The sequence below is a fragment of the Burkholderia sp. KJ006 genome (assembly GCF_000262695.1).
Taxonomy (GTDB): Bacteria; Pseudomonadota; Gammaproteobacteria; order Burkholderiales; family Burkholderiaceae; genus Burkholderia; species Burkholderia vietnamiensis.
Map to the genome: position 1 here is coordinate 413,792 of NC_017922.1, position 17,966 is coordinate 431,757.

The following is a 17,966-nucleotide window of genomic DNA, read 5'->3' on the forward strand; positions in this document are numbered from 1 at the left end:
GCAGCGGCCCGCATTGTGCCGCTTTGCTGGACCGCGCGCCATGAGCGGCACATGAGCGGCACATGAGCGCGCGGCGCGACAAAGCCGTTGACTCATGCAACTTCCGTTCCAATCGGAATGACGCGCTGACCGCGCGCATATGCCGCCGGGCATCGCCGCCGAGCCCGGCGCTGCGTGCCGCCGCGCGGCCGTGCGAACGCGCTGGTCACGCCATTGCCAGTTTGGCCGGCCAACCGGATGCGCCGTGACTACCGGCCCATCCGGCGTGCGCCGCCGCCGCACCGGCCCCGGCGCCGATTTTTCCTTTTTGATACAGATCAATGGCGTCGAGTGGGCCTGCCCGTACCGTGTCGGCGCGCCCCTGGCACGGTTCTTGTTTTAAAGCACGGCATTCACGCCGAAGCCACGCTCCGGCGCCCGCTCCGGCAGCGCCCCCGCATGCCGGGCCGTCGGCCAGATGGCCATCAAGGAACCACACCGTGATTGAAACGTTTTATGAGGTCATGCGCCGCCAGGGCATCTCGCGCCGCAGCTTCCTCAAGTTCTGCTCGTTGACCGCCACGTCGCTCGGCCTCGGGCCGGCCTTCATGCCGAGGATCGTCGAGGCGATGGAAACGAAGCCCCGCACGCCGGTGCTGTGGCTGCACGGCCTCGAATGCACGTGCTGCTCGGAATCGTTCATCCGTTCCGCGCATCCGCTCGCGAAGGACGTCGTGCTGTCGATGATCTCGCTCGACTACGACGATCTGCTGATGGCGTCGGCCGGCCATCAGGCCGAGGCGATCCTCGAAGAGGTCATGACGAAGTACAAGGGCAACTACATCCTCGCCGTCGAGGGCAATCCGCCGCTGAACCAGGACGGGATGAGCTGCATCATCGGCGGCAAGCCGTTCGTCGATCAGCTGCGCCGCGTGTCGAAGGACGCGAAGGCCGTGATCTCGTGGGGTTCCTGCGCATCGTGGGGCTGCGTGCAGGCCGCGAAGCCGAACCCGACGCAGGCGGTGCCGATCCACAAGGTGATCACCGACAAGCCGATCATCAAGGTGCCCGGCTGCCCGCCGATCGCGGAAGTGATGACGGGCGTCATCACCTACATGCTGACGTTCGACCGCGTGCCCGAGCTGGACCGCCAGGGCCGGCCGAAGATGTTCTACAGCCAGCGCATTCACGACAAGTGCTACCGCCGCCCGCACTTCGACGCCGGACAGTTCGTCGAGGCGTGGGACGACGACGCCGCGCGGCGCGGCTGCTGCCTGTACAAGGTCGGCTGCAAGGGCCCGACGACCTACAACGCGTGCTCGACGGTGCGCTGGAACGGCGGCACGAGCTTCCCGATCCAGGCCGGACACGGCTGCATCGGCTGCTCGGAGGACGGCTTCTGGGACAAGGGATCGTTCTACGACCGCCTGACCCACATCAACCAGTTCGGCGTCGAAGCGAACGCCGACAAGATCGGCGGCACCGCGGCCGTCGTCCTGGGCGCCGCCGCCGCTGCGCATGCGGCCGCCTCGGCGATTCAGCGCGTCAGCTCGAAACGCGATCGCGACGGCCGCTAGCCGTTAGCCGCCCGACGCCACGCGCAGCCCCCACACGCACAGGAACTACACAACAGCATGACAGCCTATTCCACCCAGGGTTTTCAGCTCGACAACAGCGGACGCCGGATCGTCGTCGATCCCGTGACGCGCATCGAAGGCCACATGCGGGTCGAAGTGAACGTCGACTCGAACAACGTGATCCGCAACGCGGTGTCCACCGGCACCATGTGGCGCGGACTCGAAGTGATTCTCAAGGGCCGCGACCCGCGCGATGCGTGGGCGTTCGTCGAGCGCATCTGCGGCGTCTGCACCGGCTGCCACGCGCTGGCGTCGGTTCGCGCGGTCGAGGACGCGCTCGACATCCGGATTCCGCCGAACGCGCATCTGATCCGCGAGATCATGGCGAAGACGCTGCAGGTGCATGACCACGCGGTGCACTTCTATCACCTGCACGCGCTCGACTGGGTCGACGTCGTGTCCGCGCTGAAGGCCGACCCGAAGCTCACGTCCGAACTCCAGCAGCGCGTGTCGCCGTCGCATCCGATGTCGTCGCCGGGCTATTTCCGCGACATCCAGACGCGGCTGCGCAAGTTCGTCGAAAGCGGCCAGCTCGGCCCGTTCATGAACGGCTACTGGGGCAACCCGGCCTATCTGCTGCCGCCGGAAGCGAACCTGATGGCCGTCACGCATTACCTCGAGGCGCTCGACCTGCAGAAGGAATGGGTCAAGATCCACACGATCTTCGGCGGCAAGAACCCGCACCCGAACTACCTGGTCGGCGGCGTGCCGTGCGCGATCAACATCGACGGCGACCTCGCGGCCGGCGCGCCGATCAACATGGAGCGCCTGAACTTCGTGCGCTCGCTGATCGACCAGGCGGAGACGTTCTGCCGCAACGTCTACGTGCCCGATCTGCTCGCGATCGGCACGATCTACAAGGCGCGCGGCTGGCTGCATGGCGGCGGCCTCGCCGCCACCAACGTGATGGACTACGGCACGTATCCGCTCGTCAACTACGACCCGTCCACCAACCAGATGCCGGGCGGCGCGATCCTGAACGGCGACTGGGACAACATCCTGCCGGTCGACGCGCGCGATCCGGAGCAGGTGCAGGAGTTCGTCACCCATTCGTGGTACCAGTACCCCGACAACGACCGCGGCCTGCATCCGTGGGACGGCATGACCGAGCCGCACTACGAGCTCGGACCGAACACGAAGGGCACGCGCACGGCGATCGAATCGGTCGACGAAAGCGCGAAGTATTCGTGGGTCAAGGCGCCGCGCTGGCGCGGCCACGCGATGGAGGTCGGGCCGCTCGCGCGCTACATCCTCGGCTATGCGCATGCGAAGCAGGGCAACCCGCACGGCGCGCGGATCAAGGAGCAGATCGACGCGGCGCTGCAGTCGGTCAACCAGGACATGCCGAAGCTCCTCGGGCTGCCCGAGACGACGCTCGGCGCGAAGCAACTGCTGCCGACCACGATCGGCCGCACGCTCGCGCGCGCACTCGAAGCGCAGTACTGCGCCGAGATGATGTCGGACGACTGGCAGCGGCTCGTCGACAACATCCGCAACGGCGACACCTCGACCGCCAACGTCGAGAAGTGGGACCCGTCGACGTGGCCGGCCGAGGCGAAGGGCGTGGGCACCGTCGCCGCGCCGCGCGGTGCGCTCGGTCACTGGATCAAGATCAAGGACGGCCGCATCGAGAACTATCAGTGCGTCGTGCCGAGCACGTGGAACGGCGGCCCGCGCGACGCGAAAGGCCAGATCGGCGCGTTCGAGGCGAGCCTGATGAACACGCCGATGGCGAACCCCGAGCAGCCGGTCGAGATTCTGCGCTCGCTGCACTCGTTCGATCCGTGCATGGCCTGCTCGACGCACGTGATGAGCGAAGACGGCGCGGAAATGACCACCGTCACGGTGCGTTGATCGTGCAGCGCCGCTGGCGATACTTCCCGCGTCGACGCACCGTCGCCTGACGCACCACCGGTAACAACAGGACGCCGTCGCGGCCGGCTTCGGCCGGCCCGCGCGGCAAGGAAGAATGATGACGATGCAAACGCAGTCGCGGCGCGGCCGCGCGCCCGATACCGTTCCGGCCGCCAAGGCGATCTACGTGTACGAAGCGCCGGTGCGCATCTGGCACTGGATGAACGCGGCGTCGATCGCAGTGCTGTCGATCACCGGCTACCTGATCGGCTCGCCGCTCGCGACGCAACCTGGCGAGGCCAGCGCCCATTTCCTGATGGGGTACATCCGGTTCGCGCATTTCGCGGCCGCATACCTGTTCGCGGTCGGCCTCGCGGGCCGCGCGTATTGGGCGCTGGTGGGCAACCACCACGCGCGCGAGATGTTCTGGGTGCCCGTGTTCACGCGCGACTACTGGCTCGACGTGTTCGGGATGCTGCGCTACTACATGTTCCTCGGTCCGTGTCCGCGGCAGTACAGCGGCCACAATCCGCTGTCGCGCTTCGCGATGTTCTTCGTGTTTCTGACGGTCTCGCTGTTCATGGTCGTGACCGGCTTCGCGCTGTACGGCGAAGGCGCGCAGGCCGGCTCCTGGCAGCAGCGCACGTTCGGCTGGATCCGGCCGCTGCTCGGCCAGTCGCAAGGCGTCCACACGTGGCACCACCTCGGGATGTGGGCGATCCTGCTGTTCGTGATCCTTCACGTGTATGCGGCGATCCGCGAGGACATCATGGGGCGCCAGAGCGTGGTCGGCTCGATGATCTCCGGCTACCGCACGTTCAAGGACTGACGCACCGATGGACACTTCCCCGCAAACCATCCCGTCGGCGCAGGACGGCGCCGCGATCGTCGCGCTCGGCATCGGCAACGTGCTGTGGGCCGACGAAGGTTTCGGCGTGCGCTGCATCGAGGCGTTGCAGCAGCGCTTCGAATGCGCGCCGAACGTCACGCTGATGGACGGCGGCACGCAGGGCCTCTATCTGATCCAGCACGTGCAGGCGGCCGACTTCCTGCTGATCTTCGATGCGGTCGACTACGGCCTCGCGCCCGGCGAGCTGAAGATCGTCGAGGACGACGAGGTGCCGAAGTTTCTCGGCGTGCGCAAGATGAGCCTGCACCAGACCGGCTTCCAGGAAGTGCTGATGCTCGCGCAACTGACCGGCAAGTATCCGCGCCGCGTGGTGCTGATCGGCTGCCAGCCGGAAGAGATCGAGGACTACGGCGGCAGCCTGCGTCCGTGCGTGAAGGCGGCGCTCGAGCGGGCGCTGGACGCGGGCGTCGCGTATCTGCGCGAGTGGGGCGGCGCGCCGCTGCCGCGGCGCACCGCGCTGCGCGACGACGAAGCCGTCACGCTGCACCATCTGGCGCTGGCTCGCTACGAAGGCGAGCGCCCGAGCGAAGCCGACGCGTGCCGCATCGGCGACGAGCGCGTGCTGGTGCGCGCGCTCGCCAAGGAGCCGCCGTCATGTGCATAGGGCTGCCGATGCAGGTCGTCGACGCGCAACCCGGCCATGCATGGTGCGTCGGCCGGGGCGTGCGACGCCGCGTCGACACCGCGCTGGTCGGGCCGTGTGCGCCCGGCGACTGGCTGCTGGTGTTTCTCGATGCGGCGCGCGAACGGCTCGATGCCGCACGCGCGGCCGAAATCGACGCGACGCTCGCGCTGATCGAGTCGGTGATGGCGGGCGAGGGCGGCGCGGCAAGCCCGGCCGCGTTCGCGCTGCCGTCGGCGCTCGGCGTGGATGAATTGAACCGGCTCGTCGGCGGCCCGCAGCGCGCGGCCGGCAGCCTTGCTGTTCCTGAGGAATCGAAATGAGCGAAACAAGCGGCTCCGTGCCCGGAGCAACGCAGGCCGAGGTGCCGAATGTGCCGAGCGCAGCGGCGGCCGGCCAGGATTGCCCGGCCGTCGTGCAGCGGCTGATCGAGCAAGCGCACGCGACCTTCGTCGACGAGCACACGCTGGACGGCTGGCTCGCCGACGGCGGCGAGTGCGTCGTGCTGCTGATGGGCGATCCGGTGCGGTTTCCCGAATCGCTCGACGTCGCGGCCGTGCTGCCGGAGCTTGCGCACGTCGCGGCGGTCCGCTTCGGCCGGGCGCTGCGGCTGGCGGTGGCGACGCGCGCCGGCGAGAACGCGATCGCGCGCCGCTTCGGCTCGCTGCGCTGGCCCGCGCTGCTGTGGCTGCGCGACGGCCAGTACGTGACGGTGCTGTCCGGCATGATGGACTGGGACGACTACGTGAAGTGCGTCGCCGACGCGCTCGCCAGCCCGACCACGCGCGCGCCGTCGATCGGCATTCCCGTCAACGTCGCCGGCGGCTCGTCCGGCTGCCACTGAATTCACGCTCGCCGACCATGCAGATGAAAACCTTTCCCGTCCCCGTCGTGCCGTTCGGCCCGGGCAGCCAGCCCGAAGGCGATGCTGTGCTCGACTACATGCCGATGCCGCAGGCGATGCACACGTTCGTCGCGCCGTCGCTGCCCGAGCGCGCCGACGCGCGTGCGCTCGACGTGGTGCGCGGCATCCTGCTCACCGTGCTCGACGCGCTCGACGCATGCCGCCGCGGCGAACAGCCCGCGCCGATCGATCTGACGGCCTGCGACGCCGATGCGCTGCGCATCCTGAACGCGGTGCTCGGCGAAGGCGAGGTCAGCGCCCGCATCGACACCGCCGACGCCGGCAGCGTGCTGATCCAGGAGACCGTGTTCGCGGGCGTGTGGCGCATTGCCGAGGACGGCCCGGCCGGCCGCGCCGAGCGCATCGAGGTCGGCGGCGCGCCGGCCGCGCTGGCCGCGGCTGCCCACGCAGCGGCCGCGCCCGAGCTGCCGGCGTCCGACGCTCACCCGAGCGGCGTGATGAACGCGCCGGCGATCCTCACCGAAGTGCGCGACCAGGTCGCCCGCTGGCGTGCCGGCGCTGCGCCGCACGTGATCAACCTGACGCTGCTGCCGCTGTCGTCCGAAGACGGCGCGTTCATCGACGCAGTGCTCGGCGGCGGGCCGGTGTCGGTGTTGTCGCGCGGCTACGGGAATTGCCGGATCGCCAGCACCGGCGTCGTCCATTGCTGGCGCATCGCGTACTTCAACTCGCAGGACACGCTGATCCTGAACACGATCGAGATCACCGATCTGCCCGAGATCGTCCAGGCAGCGCCCGAGGACATCGACGACTCGCACGAGCGTCTCGCACAATTGATCGACTGGGTCGAGGAGGCGTGACCATGAACCAGACCGCGGCGCTGTTCGAAGGCAGCTATCTCGGCGATCGCAGCCGGATCGCGGCCGATACGCGGCTCGAATGCAAGATCTGCTGGTGGATCTACGATCCGCGCCAGGGCGATCCGGTTTGGCAGATTCCGCCCGGCGTGCCGTTCGCCGCGTTGCCGGCGCACTGGCGCTGCCCGACCTGCGACGGCGATGCGGAGCAATTCATGGTGCTGAGGGACTGACGTTGACCACGCGAAGCCCGACCCGCGACGGCGATGCGTTGCGTGCGTCCCTGCCGGGCGGATCGTCCGATCCGCGCATCGGCGCGCTCGTCGCGCACTACACAACGGTCGCGGCGACCACGATGCTCGGCATGCCGGTCGTGCATCCCGGCTTGCGGGTCGAGGCCGTGGCGTTCGGGCCGTATCCTGCTGGCGGCGATGCCAGCGGCGATCTGCTCGGCATCCTCGTCACGCCGTGGTTCATGAACCTCGTGTGGCTGCCGGGCGGGAACGGCGCGGCTCACCCGTGCCCGTCGCCTGGGCAGCTGGCCGCGCGTCGCGTGGGCGCCGTCGAGTTCGACTGGATCGGCGCGCACGTGCCGCAGGCCGGCGCGCACGCGTGCTGTTCGCTGTTTTCGCCGATGTTCGACTTCAGCGATCATGCGAGCGCGGTGGCGACCGCGCGCGCGGTGCTCGCCCAGTTGCGCTCCGCGGCCGCCGACGCGCCGCGCACGAGCCGGCGCGCGTTCCTGCTGCGCCGGCCCGCGACGCGCGAGGCCGGCGCATGACGGGCGGCGCGAGCACGAGCGAAGATACGTCCGGGTTCGCCGCGCTGGCCGGGCGATACGTCGTGCGCCCGGGCCGCTCGCCGAGCATCGACGGCGGCCGGCCGCCGCTCGCCGGGCTGCTGCTCGCCGGTCAGCCGGCCGCGCTGGCCGCGCCGCGGCTGTCCGCGGTGTTCTCGCTCTGCGGGCGCGCGCATGCGCTGTGCGCCGAGCTTGCCGTGACGGCGGCCCGCGCGTATGCGAATGCGGGCGGCGCGGCTGGCGATTGCGGTGGCGAAGGCGATGGGGATCGCAATGGCGCGGGCGATGACGATGGCGCGGGCTGTGGCAACGGCGAAGGCGATGGCAAAGGCAACGTCGATCGCAACGGCGCGGGCGATGACCATGACGCGGGCCGTGGTGAAGGCGAGCGCGACGGCGAAGACGCTCGCTCAGCCACGCTCGCGCGCGAGACGATCGCCGAGCATCTGCGCCGGATCTGGCTCGACTGGCCCGCGCGCCTCGTCGGCGGTGTGCCGTGCGCGCTGCCCGACGTACGGGCGGCCGGCACGCGCGAATGGATCGAACGTCACGTGCTCGGCGAACCGGCCGACGGCTGGCTCGCCCGCTGGGATCAAGATCCGCGCGCCTGTCTGGCCGCATGGACGGCGCGCGCGACGAGCTTCCCGGCGTCGCTGCTGCTGCACTGCCGCACGGTCGCCGACGCGCTGCGGATGCCGCCCCGCGCGCTGCGTATCGATGGCGCGGACCGCGCGCGGCTGCGCCGGATCGGCGCGGCGATCGCGGGCGACCCGCGCTTCGCGCAGCGGCCCGAACAGGACGGCGCGCCGGCCGAAACCGGCGTCTGGACGCGCTGCGGCGATCCGCACGCAGCCGCTTACGACAGCGCATGGCTGCGGCTCGGCGCGCGTGTCGCGGAGCTGGCGCGGCTCGCCGCCGGCGGCCCGGCCGCGTTCGCGCTGCGATCGGGCGCGCTGGCGCTCGCGCCCGGCGAGGCGCTGGCATGGTGCGAGACGGCGCGCGGCGTGCTGATCCACTGGGTCCGCCTCGTGCCCGGCGACGCCGCGCGCGTCGCCGACTACCGCGTGGTGTCGCCGACGGAGTGGAATTTTCATCCGGACGGCACGCTCGCGCACGCGCTCGCACGCGTCGATGTGCGGCCGGACGGCGGCGGCGATGCCGCGCTCGCGGCGCGCGTCGGCGCATTGATGGGCGCGTTCGATCCGTGCATCGCCTATGCTCTCGAAACCGCCGCGCCGGTTCGGCGCGACGATGATCATACGAATGGAAACCGATCGACATGCATGAAGTGAGTCTGGCGGGCGGCGTGCTCGCGGCGGTCGAGGCAGCCGCCGCGCGCGAGCGTTTCGCGCGCGTCAACGTGCTGCGGCTCGAAGTGGGCCGGCTCGCGGGCGTCGAGGTCGACGCGCTGCGCTTCGCGCTCGACGCGATGGCGCCCGGCACCTGCCTGGCCGGCGCGCGCATCGAGATCGCGGAGCCGCCGGGCCGCGCGTGGTGCCTGAACTGTCATTGCGACGTGCCGCTGGCCGCGCGCGGCGAGCCGTGCGGCCGCTGCGGCGGCTACTGGCTGCAGCCGAACGGCGGCACGGAATTGCGCATCGTCGACATGCTCGTCGACGATGCCTGAAATCAACCGAATTGCGGAAGGAGAACGACATGTGCGTGGTATGCGGCTGCGACAGCCCCGACGGGGCGCACCGGGATCGGCACGATGCGCATCACGCGCACCACGACGCTCAAGCGCACGTGCGCGCCGATGCGGCGAGCGGTGACCTGCATTACGGCCTCGGGCCGGCCGGCGTCACGGTGCATGGCCTGGATCAGGGGCGCACGGTGCGCATCGAGCAGGACGTGCTCGGCGAGAACGATCGCCATGCGGCGCACAACCGGCGGCATTTCGCGGCGCACGGCGTACGCGCGCTGAATCTCGTGTCGAGCCCCGGCTCGGGCAAGACGACGCTGCTGTGCGCGACGATCGCCGCGCTGCGCGCGCGCGCGCCGGCGTTGCCGATCGCCGTGATCGAAGGCGACCAGCAAACCGCGAACGACGCCGAGCGCATTCGCGCGGCCGGCGCGCCGGCGATCCAGGTCAACACCGGCAAGGGATGCCATCTCGATGCGGCGATGGTCGCGGCGGCCTATGAACGGCTGCCGCTGCACGCGCATGGTCATGATCACGGCCACGCGCATGGCCACGGCCACGAACATCACCACCACGATCACGATCATCACCACCCGCACGACGCGCACGCTTCGTCCGAGCGCCGCGGCGCGGCGCAGCAGCCCGACAGCGTGCTGTTCATCGAGAACGTCGGCAATCTGGTGTGCCCGGCGTTGTGGGATCTCGGCGAGGACGCGAAGGTCGCGATCCTGTCGGTGACCGAAGGCGAGGACAAGCCGCTCAAGTACCCGGACATGTTCGCCGCCGCGCGGCTGATGATCGTCAACAAGACCGACCTGCTGCCGTACGTGCAGTTCGACGTCGAGCGCTGCATCGAATACGCGCGCCGCATCAATCCGGCGCTCGACGTGATCTGCGTGTCGGCGACCACCGGCGACGGGATCGACGCGTGGCTCGACTGGGTTCTGCGCACGGGCGACGCGCGCGATCCGCTGGCCGCGCGAATCGGCGAGCTGGAGGCCGAGCTGGCGGCGCTGCGCGCGCAGCAGCGTCGCGCCGGAGACGCGGCATGACGCTGCGGCGCGAACGCCTGCCGCGCGCGTGGGGCGCCGACACCGTGCTCGCGACCGGCGCGTGGCTGAAGAATGCCGCGTGCGTGTACCTCGACGGCGACGTGTACTGGTCGCCGCTGCACGGCGATCTCGACGATCCGCGCCATTGCGTCGCGCTCGAGGCCTCCGTCGCGTCGCTCGTCGATGCGGCCCGGCAAGCCGGTCGGCCGGTGCGCGCGATCGCACATGACCTGCATCCGGATTTCCACAGCTCGCGGCTGGCCGTCGAATGGAGCGAGCGCCTCGGCGTGCCCGCGATCGCGGTGCAGCATCACCATGCGCACATCGGCGCGGTCGCGGCCGAGCACGGGCTCGCGGAGCCGGTCGTCGGCCTCGCGCTCGACGGCGTCGGGCTCGGCACCGACGGCGCCGCCTGGGGCGGCGAACTGCTCGAGGTCGCGCCGGACGGCTGGCGGCGGCTCGGGCATCTGACGCCGCTCGCGCTGCCCGGCGGCGACGTCGCGGCCCGCGAGCCGTGGCGCATGGCTGCGGCGGCGCTGCACACGCTCGGCCGCGCGGACGAGATCGAAGCGCGGCTCGGCGGCGACGTCGGCACACGCGCGGCGCGCACGATCGGCACGATGCTGGCGCGCGGCCTGAACTGTCCGCCGAGCACGGGTGCGGGCCGGTGGTTCGACGCGGCCGCCGGCTTGCTCGGCATCTGCCGCCATCAGCGCACCGAGGCGGAAGCCGCCATCGCGCTCGAACGACACGCCGCCGACTATCTGCGCGACCATCCCGAGCCCGATACGGACGGACTGTGGCGCATCGCCGACGATGGCGAGCTCGACCTGCGCCCGCTGCTGGTTCGCGTGCTCGAACTGGCCGATGCCGGCGCGAGCGCGCAGGGCGCCGCGCTGTTTCATCTCGCGCTCGCCGACGCGCTCGCCGCGTGGGCCGCCGCGGCCGCGCACGGACGTGCCGTGCTGCTCGGCGGCGGGTGCTTCGCCAACCGGCTGCTGTCGGCGCGCTTGCGCGCCGCGCTCGACGCGCGCGGCGTGCGCAGCTGCGCGCCGTCGTCGGTGCCATGCGGCGACGCCGGCCTGGCGTTGGGCCAGGCATGGGTCGCCGCGCATACATTGACGTCGGGCGCCGTGCGCGCGACGTCCGAAGGAGTTTCGACATGTGTCTAGCCATTCCCGCACGCGTCGTCGAGCTGCGCGACGCCGACATGGGCGTCGTCGACCTCGGCGGCGTGCGCAAGACGATCTCGCTCGCGCTCGTCCCCGACGCGCGGCTGGGCGAATACGTGATCGTGCACGTGGGCTACGCGCTCGGCAGGATCGATCCGGACGAGGCCGAGCGTACGCTCGCGCTGTTCGGCGAATTGGCGCACGCGGCCGGCGACGGCGACGTGCATCCGAGCGGAGCGCCGCAATGAAGTACATCGACGAATTCCGCGACCGCGCGCTCGCCGAACGCATTTCCGCGCGCATTCAGGCGGAGGCGCAGCCCGGCACGCGCTATCACTTCATGGAATTCTGCGGCGGTCACACGCATGCGATTTCCCGCTACGGCGTGACCGACCTGCTGCCCGACAACGTGCGGATGATCCACGGCCCCGGCTGCCCCGTCTGCGTGCTGCCGGTCGGACGCATCGATCTCGCGGTGCAGCTCGCGCTGGAGCGCGGCGTGATCGTCTGCACCTATGGCGACACGATGCGCGTGCCGGCCTCCGGCGGGATGTCGCTGATGCGCGCGAAGGCGCACGGCGCCGACATCCGGATGGTTTATTCGCCGCTCGACGCGCTGAAGATCGCGCGCCTGAATCCCGACCGCGAGGTCGTGTTCTTCGCGATCGGCTTCGAGACCACCACGCCGCCCACCGCGCTGATCGTGCGCGACGCGGCCGCTGCCGGCGTCGACAATTTCAGCGTGCTGTGCTGCCACGTGCTGACGCCCGCCGCGATCACGCATCTGCTCGCGGCGCCGGCCGTGGCGGCCGACGCCGTGCCGCTCGACGGCTTCATCGGCCCCGCGCACGTCAGCATCGTGATCGGCTCGGCGCCCTACGAGGGCTTCGCGCGCGACTATCGGAAGCCGGTCGTGATCGCGGGCTTCGAGCCGCTCGACGTGATGCAGGCGATCCTGATGCTGATCCGCCAGGTCAACGACGGCCGCGCCGAGGTCGAGAACGAATTTTCGCGGGCGGTCACGCGTGCCGGCAACGCCGCCGCGCAGGCGCTGATGGACGACGTGTTCGAGGCTCGCGAGAGCTTCGAGTGGCGCGGCCTGGGCGAGGTGCCGGCCAGCGCGCTGCGGATCCGCGCGAAATACGCGCGCCACGACGCCGAAGCGCGTTACGGGCTGGTCTACCGGCCCGTCGCCGACCACCGCAAATGCGAGTGCGGCGCGATCCTGCGCGGCCTCAAGCAGCCGCGCGACTGCTCGCTGTTCGGCACCGTGTGCACGCCCGAGAATCCGATGGGTTCGTGCATGGTGTCGAGCGAGGGCGCGTGCGCCGCGCATTACTCGTATGGCCGTTTCAAGGACATTCCGCTGGTACCCGCATGAGCTCGACACCGACCCCTCGCACCAAGCCCGCGTACGTGCGGCCCCTCAATTTCCGCGACGGCCGGATCGACATGGGTCATGGCGCGGGCGGCCGCGCGTCGGCGCAGCTGATCCGCGAACTGTTCGTCGCCGCCTTCGACAACGAATGGCTGCGGCAAGGCAACGATCAGGCCGCGTTCGCGCCGCCTGCGACGGCGCCCGGCGAGCGCGTGGTGATGGCCACCGACGCGCACGTCGTGTCGCCGCTGTTCTTTCCGGGCGGCGACATCGGCAGCCTGGCCGTGCACGGCACGGTCAACGACGTCGCGATGTCCGGCGCGCGGCCGCTGTACCTGGCCGCCAGCTTCATCATCGAGGAAGGCTTCGCGCTGGCGGACCTGAAGCGCATCGTCGAATCGATGGCGAACGCGTCGCGCGAGTGCGGCGTGCCGATCGTCACCGGCGACACCAAGGTCGTCGAGCGCGGCAAGGGCGACGGCGTGTTCATCACGACCACGGGCGTCGGCGTCGTGCCGGCGGGCATCCGGATCGACGGCGCGCTCGCGCGCCCGGGCGATGCGGTGCTGCTGTCGGGCACCATCGGCGAACACGGCGTCGCGATCATGTCGACGCGCGAGGCGCTCGAGTTCGACGTCGAGATCAGCTCCGACAGCGCCGCGCTGCACACGCTGGTCGCGAGCATGCTGGCGGCCGTGCCGGGCGTGCGCGTGCTGCGCGACCCGACGCGCGGCGGGCTGGCGACCACGCTCAACGAGATCGCGAGCCAGTCGGGCGTCGGCATGCTGATCCGCGAGGACGCGATTCCGGTGCTGCCGCAGGTAGACGCGGCATGCGAGCTGCTCGGCCTCGATCCGCTTTATGTGGCCAACGAAGGCAAGCTCGTCGCCGTCTGCGCGGCCGAGGACGCGCCCGCGCTGCTGGCCGCGATGCGTGCGCATCCGCTCGGCGCGCACGCCGTGCAGATCGGCGAGGTGACCGAGGACGCGCACGGTTTCGTGCAGGTCGAGACGAAGTTCGGCGGACGGCGGATCGCCGACTGGCTGTCGGGCGAACAGCTGCCGCGCATTTGCTGACGCCGCGGAACGGCGAGGATCGTCCGACGCGGGTATCATGCGCGTTGTCAGGCCGCCTGCTGCCGCATTCCGCGTGCGGCGGGCCTGAATCGGCCGGATCTGCACGGCCTCGATCGACCCATGAGCTCGCCTTTACCCGTCCATCCCAGCACCGACCCCGAACCCGATCCGGCGCCGCTGCGCAGGCCCCCCACCGTGCTGGTCGTCGACGACGAGCTGCGCGCGCAGGAAACCATTCGCCGCGTGCTGGACGAGGAGTTCGAGGTGCTCACCGCGAGTTCCGCCGACGAGGCGCGGGCGATCCTGCAACAGCAGCCGGTCGCCGTGATCCTCTGCGATCAGCGGATGCCGGGGCGCACGGGCGTCGAGTTCCTGTCCGAAGTGCGCGAGACGTGGCCCGACACCGTGCGGATCATCGTGTCCGGCTACACGGATTCGGAGGACATCGTCGCGGGCATCAACCAGGCCGGCATCCACCGCTTCGTGCTGAAGCCGTGGATGCCCGACCATCTGCTCCACACGGTGCGCCAGGCCGCGGAGGCGCAGTCGCTGCAGCAGGACATGCATCGGCTCGACCTCGAGTTGCGCAACAGCGTCCCGCTGCTGCGGCAGCGCAGCCACGAGAAGCTCGCGCAGGTGCAGAACACGCTCGGCTTCGATGCGATCGTGCGCGCGCCGGGCAGCCCGCTCGATCCGATCTGCAAGCTCGCGTCGAAGCTCGCGCGCTACGACCTGTCGATCCTGATCCTCGGCGAGTCCGGCACCGGCAAGGAGATGCTCGCGCGCGCGATCCACTACGCGAGCCCGCGCGCGGCCGGCCCGTTCGTCGTCGAGAACTGCGCGGCCGTGGCCGACACGCTGCTCGAATCGGAGCTGTTCGGCCACAAGCGCGGCGCCTTCACCGGCGCGGTTCACGACCACGCGGGGCTATTTCAGCGCGCGAACGGCGGCACCATCTTCCTGGACGAGATCGGCGACACGTCGCTCGCCTTCCAGGTCAGGCTGCTGCGCGTGCTGCAGGAAGGCGAGGTGCGGCCGGTCGGCGCGACGCGCGCGGTGCCGGTCGACGTCCGCGTGATCGCCGCGACGCATCGCGACCTCGAGCGCGAAGTCGAGGCCGGGCGTTTCCGCGAGGATCTTTACTACCGGATCGCGACGGCCACGCTGGCGCTGCCGCCGCTGCGCGAGCGCAGCGGCGATCTGGTGCCGATCGCGCACCGGCTGCTGCAGGCCATCGCCGAGCACGAGTCGCGCCCGGCCGGGCTGGACTTCGCCCGCGATGCGCTGGCGGTGCTGCTCGGCTATGCGTGGCCGGGCAACATTCGCGAGCTGCGCAACGAGATCTACCGCGCGGTCGCGCTGAGCGACGACGACCTGATCCGCGCCGACGCGTTTTCGCCGAAGGTGCTGCGCGGGCAGTCGGGGCCGGCCGCACGCGGGCCGGAAGCGCAGATTGCGTCGGCCGGCACGTTGCAGGAGCGGCTCGATGCGATGGAAACGATGTTGATCAAGGAGGCGCTGTTGCGGCACCGGTGGAACAAGACGCGCGCCGCGTCCGAGCTGGGCCTGTCGCGCGCCGGGCTGCGCCAGAAAATGCAGCGATTCGGTCTGGAGAAGAAATGAGCGTCGATACCCGCGCGCCCGACGGCACGGGCGCGTTCAACGTGTTGTGGCTGCAGTCGGGCGGCTGCGGCGGCTGCAACATGTCGCTGCTGTGCGCCGACACGCCGGACTTCTCCGGCATGCTGTCGCGCGCCGGCATTCGGCTGCTGTGGCATCCGTCGCTGTCGCTCGAAACCGGCGCGGACGCCCGCGACGTGCTGCAGGCGTGCCTCGACGGTACCGTCGAGCTGCATGCGCTGTGCGTCGAAGGCGCGATGCTGCGCGGCCCGAACGGCACGGGGCGTTTTCACGTGCTGGCCGGCACCGGGGTGCCGATGATCGACTGGGTCGCCCGGCTCGCGAGCGTCGCGCATTACACGGTGGCGATCGGCACCTGCGCCGCTTACGGCGGCATCACCGCGGCCGGCGCGAATCCGGCCGATGCCTGCGGGCTCCAGTACGACGGCGATCAGCCGGGCGGGCTGCTGGGCGTGGCGTACCGGTCGCGCAGCGGCTTTCCGGTCGTCAACGTGGCCGGTTGCCCGACGCATCCGGATTGGGTCGTCGAGACGCTGAGCGCGCTGTCGATGTCGCTGCTCGACCCGGCTGCGCTCGATACGCTCGGCCGGCCGCGCTTCTATGCCGACCAGCTCGTCCATCACGGTTGCACGCGCAACGAGTTCTACGAGTACAAGGCGAGCGCCGTGCGTCCGTCCGATCTCGGCTGCATGATGGAGCACATGGGCTGCAAGGGCACGCAGGCGCATGCCGACTGCAACACGCGCCTGTGGAACGGCGACGGCTCGTGCACGCGCGGCGGGTATGCGTGCATCAACTGCACGGAGCCGGGCTTCGAGGAGCCCGGCCACGCGTTCCACCACACGCCGAACGTCGCGGGCATCCCGATCGGCTTGCCGAGCGACATGCCGAAGGCGTGGTTCGTCGCGCTCGCGTCGTTGTCGAAGGCCGCGACGCCGAAGCGCGTGCGCGAAAACGCGACGGCCGATCATCTGAAAGTCGCGCCCGCGGTCCGTTCGCGGCCCCGTAATAAATAGGTGTCTTGATGTCTCGACTCGTGATCGGTCCGTTCAATCGCGTCGAAGGCGACCTCGAGGTGCGCATCGAGGTCGTCGACGGCCGGGTCAGCGACGCGCATGTGAACGCCACGATGTTTCGCGGTTTCGAGCAGATCCTGCTCGATCGCGATCCGCTCGATGCGCTCGTCTACGTGCCGCGCATCTGCGGTATCTGCTCGGTGTCGCAGGGCGTGGCGGCCGCGCGCGCGCTGGCCGACCTGGCCGGCGTGACGCCCGCGCCGAACGGCCAGATCGCGACGAACCTGATGCTCGCCGCCGAGAACCTCGCCGATCACCTCAGTCACTTCTATCTGTTCTTCATGCCGGATTTCGTGCGGCCGGTCTATGCGGCGCGCGCGTGGCACGCCGAAGCGGTGTCGTGCTTCACGCCTTATCAGGGCGAACGGCACCGCGCCTCGCTTGCCGCGCGGCAACGCTGGCTGCGCCTGATGGGCACGCTCGGCGGCAAGTGGCCGCACACCGGTTCGATCCAGCCCGGCGGCAGCGCGCGCGCGATCGACAACGCGGAGCGGATCCGCCTGCTCGGGTTCATCGGCGAATTCCGGCAGTTTCTCGAAGAGGTGCTGTTCGACGCGCCGCTCGAGGAGATCGCGCAGCTCGACAGCGAAGTCGCGCTCGCCGCATGGCGCGCACGCGGCGAGCGGCGCGGCGATTTGCGGTTCTTCCTGACGCTCGCCGACGATCTCGGCCTCGACCGCCTCGGCGCCGGCCCCGGCCTGTACCTGTCGTACGGCGCGTATCCGCAACCGGACGGCGCTCATGCGTTCCGCGGCGGCGTCTGGGACGCGCAGCGCAAGCAGGCCGATGCGCTCGATCTCGACGCGATCACCGAAGACGCGACGCATGCATGGCTGGACGATGCGGGCGGCGCGCGGCATCCGTTCGCGGGGCTCACCGAGCCGCGCGCGGACAAGCCGGGCGCTTACACCTGGAACAAGGCGCCGCGGCTGAACGGCGCGGTGCTGGAAACCGGTGCGATCGCGCGGCAGCTGGCGGATGGTCACCCGTTGATCGCTGACGCCGTCGCGCGTTGCGGCGGCTCGGTGTACACGCGCGTGCTGGCGCGATTGCTGGAGCTGGCCCGCGTCGTGCCGATGATGGAGCAGTGGGTGCGCGCACTCGCGCCCGGCATGCCGTATTGCGCGGCCTTCGCGCTGCCGGACGAGGGCCGCGCGGTCGGGCTCAACGAGGCCGCGCGCGGCAGTCTCGGCCATTGGCTGGCGGTGAAGGACGGCAGGATCGCGAATTATCAGATCATTGCGCCGACGTCGTGGAATTTCTCGCCGCGCGATGCCGGCGGCCGTCCGGGCGCGCTCGAAGCCGCGCTGATCGGCGCCCCGGTCGAGCCGGGCGAGACGACGCCCGTGGCGGTCCAGCACATCGTGCGGTCCTTCGACCCGTGCATGGTCTGCACGGTGCATTGA

Annotated in this window: 19 protein-coding genes; all 19 read left to right on the forward strand. The window is 70.4% G+C overall.

Translation table 11 applies throughout. The features are described from left to right. The first annotated feature begins 479 nt into the window (after nucleotides 1-479). Entirely contained in the window at nucleotides 480-1,556 is a 1,077-nt protein-coding gene (locus tag MYA_RS25900; protein ID WP_014725810.1) for a hydrogenase small subunit, read from the forward strand. Between the two features lie 57 nt (nucleotides 1,557-1,613). Then, on the forward strand, nucleotides 1,614-3,470 hold the full coding sequence (locus MYA_RS25905) for a nickel-dependent hydrogenase large subunit (RefSeq protein ID WP_011880063.1): 1,857 nt from the start codon (nucleotides 1,614-1,616) through the stop codon (nucleotides 3,468-3,470). Nucleotides 3,471-3,588: 118 nt separating this feature from the next. After that, on the forward strand, nucleotides 3,589-4,299 hold the full coding sequence (cybH, locus tag MYA_RS25910) for a Ni/Fe-hydrogenase, b-type cytochrome subunit (protein WP_011880064.1): 711 nt from the start codon (nucleotides 3,589-3,591) through the stop codon (nucleotides 4,297-4,299). 7 nt (nucleotides 4,300-4,306) lie between these two features. Beyond that, nucleotides 4,307-4,984, forward strand: a complete 678-nt coding sequence (locus MYA_RS25915; protein WP_014725812.1) for a HyaD/HybD family hydrogenase maturation endopeptidase — start codon at nucleotides 4,307-4,309, stop codon at nucleotides 4,982-4,984. Next, nucleotides 4,975-5,325 (forward strand): HypC/HybG/HupF family hydrogenase formation chaperone, encoded by a 351-nt coding sequence (locus MYA_RS25920; RefSeq protein WP_011880066.1) that lies wholly within the window; start codon nucleotides 4,975-4,977, stop codon nucleotides 5,323-5,325. Before MYA_RS25915 ends, MYA_RS25920 begins: the two co-directional genes overlap by 10 nt. Beyond that, nucleotides 5,322-5,846 carry a hydrogenase gene (locus MYA_RS25925; RefSeq protein ID WP_014725813.1) on the forward strand — a complete coding sequence of 175 codons (525 nt, stop codon included), beginning with the start codon at nucleotides 5,322-5,324 and terminating at the stop codon, nucleotides 5,844-5,846. The genes MYA_RS25920 and MYA_RS25925 overlap by 4 nt, the downstream gene beginning before the upstream one ends. 17 nt (nucleotides 5,847-5,863) lie before the next feature. Next, nucleotides 5,864-6,727, forward strand: coding sequence for a hydrogenase expression/formation protein (locus MYA_RS25930; protein ID WP_014725814.1), 864 nt, complete (start codon nucleotides 5,864-5,866; stop codon nucleotides 6,725-6,727). Between the two features lie 2 nt (nucleotides 6,728-6,729). Continuing rightward, nucleotides 6,730-6,957: a rubredoxin gene (locus MYA_RS25935; RefSeq protein WP_011880069.1), complete on the forward strand. Its 228-nt coding sequence runs from the start codon at nucleotides 6,730-6,732 to the stop codon at nucleotides 6,955-6,957. A gap of 2 nt (nucleotides 6,958-6,959) precedes the next feature. Next, complete coding sequence (gene hybE, locus MYA_RS25940; protein WP_014725815.1) at nucleotides 6,960-7,505, forward strand: [NiFe]-hydrogenase assembly chaperone HybE; 546 nt, start codon at nucleotides 6,960-6,962, stop codon at nucleotides 7,503-7,505. Then, nucleotides 7,502-8,815 carry a hydrogenase maturation factor HoxV/HupK gene (locus MYA_RS25945; protein ID WP_014725816.1) on the forward strand — a complete coding sequence of 438 codons (1,314 nt, stop codon included), beginning with the start codon at nucleotides 7,502-7,504 and terminating at the stop codon, nucleotides 8,813-8,815. Before hybE ends, MYA_RS25945 begins: the two co-directional genes overlap by 4 nt. Then, nucleotides 8,803-9,150, forward strand: coding sequence for a hydrogenase maturation nickel metallochaperone HypA/HybF (locus tag MYA_RS25950; RefSeq protein ID WP_011880072.1), 348 nt, complete (start codon nucleotides 8,803-8,805; stop codon nucleotides 9,148-9,150). The genes MYA_RS25945 and MYA_RS25950 overlap by 13 nt, the downstream gene beginning before the upstream one ends. A 29-nt stretch (nucleotides 9,151-9,179) precedes the next feature. Then, nucleotides 9,180-10,217: a hydrogenase nickel incorporation protein HypB gene (hypB, locus tag MYA_RS25955; protein ID WP_014725817.1), complete on the forward strand. Its 1,038-nt coding sequence runs from the start codon at nucleotides 9,180-9,182 to the stop codon at nucleotides 10,215-10,217. Then, nucleotides 10,214-11,389: a Kae1-like domain-containing protein gene (locus tag MYA_RS25960; protein WP_014725818.1), complete on the forward strand. Its 1,176-nt coding sequence runs from the start codon at nucleotides 10,214-10,216 to the stop codon at nucleotides 11,387-11,389. The genes hypB and MYA_RS25960 overlap by 4 nt, the downstream gene beginning before the upstream one ends. Next, nucleotides 11,380-11,637: a HypC/HybG/HupF family hydrogenase formation chaperone gene (locus MYA_RS25965; RefSeq protein WP_011880075.1), complete on the forward strand. Its 258-nt coding sequence runs from the start codon at nucleotides 11,380-11,382 to the stop codon at nucleotides 11,635-11,637. Before MYA_RS25960 ends, MYA_RS25965 begins: the two co-directional genes overlap by 10 nt. Continuing rightward, the gene (gene hypD / locus MYA_RS25970) at nucleotides 11,634-12,770 is read left to right on the forward strand and encodes a hydrogenase formation protein HypD (RefSeq protein WP_011880076.1); all 1,137 of its coding nucleotides are present in this window, start codon (nucleotides 11,634-11,636) and stop codon (nucleotides 12,768-12,770) included. The genes MYA_RS25965 and hypD overlap by 4 nt, the downstream gene beginning before the upstream one ends. After that, nucleotides 12,767-13,843: a hydrogenase expression/formation protein HypE gene (gene hypE / locus MYA_RS25975; protein WP_011880077.1), complete on the forward strand. Its 1,077-nt coding sequence runs from the start codon at nucleotides 12,767-12,769 to the stop codon at nucleotides 13,841-13,843. Before hypD ends, hypE begins: the two co-directional genes overlap by 4 nt. Before the next feature lie 120 nt (nucleotides 13,844-13,963). Continuing rightward, the gene (locus MYA_RS25980) at nucleotides 13,964-15,466 is read left to right on the forward strand and encodes a sigma-54-dependent transcriptional regulator (RefSeq protein WP_045579647.1); all 1,503 of its coding nucleotides are present in this window, start codon (nucleotides 13,964-13,966) and stop codon (nucleotides 15,464-15,466) included. Continuing rightward, entirely contained in the window at nucleotides 15,463-16,500 is a 1,038-nt protein-coding gene (locus tag MYA_RS25985) for a Uptake hydrogenase small subunit precursor (RefSeq protein WP_014725821.1), read from the forward strand. Before MYA_RS25980 ends, MYA_RS25985 begins: the two co-directional genes overlap by 4 nt. 8 nt (nucleotides 16,501-16,508) lie before the next feature. After that, nucleotides 16,509-17,966: a nickel-dependent hydrogenase large subunit gene (locus MYA_RS25990; protein ID WP_014725822.1), complete on the forward strand. Its 1,458-nt coding sequence runs from the start codon at nucleotides 16,509-16,511 to the stop codon at nucleotides 17,964-17,966.

Bases quoted from the DNA above. Each gene is read 5' to 3' on its own strand.
- MYA_RS25965 (WP_011880075.1), top strand. From the start codon at position 11,380: ATGTGTCTAGCCATTCCCGCACGCGTCGTCGAGCTGCGCGACGCCGAC.
- MYA_RS25950 (WP_011880072.1), top strand. From the start codon at position 8,803: ATGCATGAAGTGAGTCTGGCGGGCGGCGTGCTCGCGGCGGTCGAGGCA.
- hypB (WP_014725817.1), top strand. From the start codon at position 9,180: ATGTGCGTGGTATGCGGCTGCGACAGCCCCGACGGGGCGCACCGGGAT.
- MYA_RS25960 (WP_014725818.1), top strand. From the start codon at position 10,214: ATGACGCTGCGGCGCGAACGCCTGCCGCGCGCGTGGGGCGCCGACACC.
- MYA_RS25915 (WP_014725812.1), top strand. From the start codon at position 4,307: ATGGACACTTCCCCGCAAACCATCCCGTCGGCGCAGGACGGCGCCGCG.
- MYA_RS25930 (WP_014725814.1), top strand. From the start codon at position 5,864: ATGCAGATGAAAACCTTTCCCGTCCCCGTCGTGCCGTTCGGCCCGGGC.
- MYA_RS25905 (WP_011880063.1), top strand. From the start codon at position 1,614: ATGACAGCCTATTCCACCCAGGGTTTTCAGCTCGACAACAGCGGACGC.
- hypD (WP_011880076.1), top strand. From the start codon at position 11,634: ATGAAGTACATCGACGAATTCCGCGACCGCGCGCTCGCCGAACGCATT.
- hypE (WP_011880077.1), top strand. From the start codon at position 12,767: ATGAGCTCGACACCGACCCCTCGCACCAAGCCCGCGTACGTGCGGCCC.
- MYA_RS25990 (WP_014725822.1), top strand. From the start codon at position 16,509: ATGTCTCGACTCGTGATCGGTCCGTTCAATCGCGTCGAAGGCGACCTC.
- cybH (WP_011880064.1), top strand. From the start codon at position 3,589: ATGACGATGCAAACGCAGTCGCGGCGCGGCCGCGCGCCCGATACCGTT.
- MYA_RS25945 (WP_014725816.1), top strand. From the start codon at position 7,502: ATGACGGGCGGCGCGAGCACGAGCGAAGATACGTCCGGGTTCGCCGCG.
- MYA_RS25985 (WP_014725821.1), top strand. From the start codon at position 15,463: ATGAGCGTCGATACCCGCGCGCCCGACGGCACGGGCGCGTTCAACGTG.
- MYA_RS25925 (WP_014725813.1), top strand. From the start codon at position 5,322: ATGAGCGAAACAAGCGGCTCCGTGCCCGGAGCAACGCAGGCCGAGGTG.
- MYA_RS25980 (WP_045579647.1), top strand. From the start codon at position 13,964: ATGAGCTCGCCTTTACCCGTCCATCCCAGCACCGACCCCGAACCCGAT.
- MYA_RS25935 (WP_011880069.1), top strand. From the start codon at position 6,730: ATGAACCAGACCGCGGCGCTGTTCGAAGGCAGCTATCTCGGCGATCGC.
- MYA_RS25920 (WP_011880066.1), top strand. From the start codon at position 4,975: ATGTGCATAGGGCTGCCGATGCAGGTCGTCGACGCGCAACCCGGCCAT.